Genomic DNA, 522 nt, shown 5'->3' with positions numbered 1-522 from the left:
CAGATGCCATTCCAGCATTGCCCGCAATGCTCCCGAGAGGGCCTTTCGCTGAGGCATTGGAGGCGGGCTTGGGCATTCGACTGCCAAGTTTGCGGGATGAGACTTGTGCAGGCCCTTGGCAAAACCGGTGACGATCAAATACCCGGAAAACTGATCTACCGAGCGCGCCGCGGGGCAGGGATGCTTGAGTGCGCCGCGCGATCGAGCGGCCGCATGCAACTTCGGCGCGCAATGCGCGCAGTCACATTTGCCATGGCACTCAAAACCTTCCGCGGGGATCCTTCGTTCGCTCTCCAGAACCCCAGATCGGAAATTAGGCTGTTCTGCCTCGCCGCAATCGCCGCCGCTCGATCTCAGCCCTTGGCTAAGGCAGCAATCGTCAACAAAAGCATCGACGACTATGCAAGGGTTGCTCTCTTGCGCGCCTTCGAGAAGGAGCCTCGATTGCTTGCCGCGGTTGATCACATCGCGCAAAGGCGCGCGAAAAGCGCCGGCCCCATGACAGCCTCATCTCACAATTAA

General features: G+C 59.6%; 1 protein-coding gene. It reads right to left on the bottom strand.

What is annotated here, in order from left to right; genetic code table 11:
* Positions 1–474 (bottom strand): hypothetical protein (locus VK792_RS19505; RefSeq protein WP_326299597.1); only part of this gene is annotated, 474 nt, incomplete at its 3' end.
* Positions 475–522 lie beyond the last annotated feature (48 nt).

Origin of the sequence: Mesobacterium hydrothermale, from assembly GCF_035818635.1 — a bacterium.
Lineage (GTDB): Bacteria > Pseudomonadota > Alphaproteobacteria > Rhodobacterales > Rhodobacteraceae > Mesobacterium_A > Mesobacterium_A hydrothermale.
The sequence above is the reverse complement of the archived record's forward strand: the minus strand, read 5'-3'. Positions and strand labels throughout refer to the sequence as shown.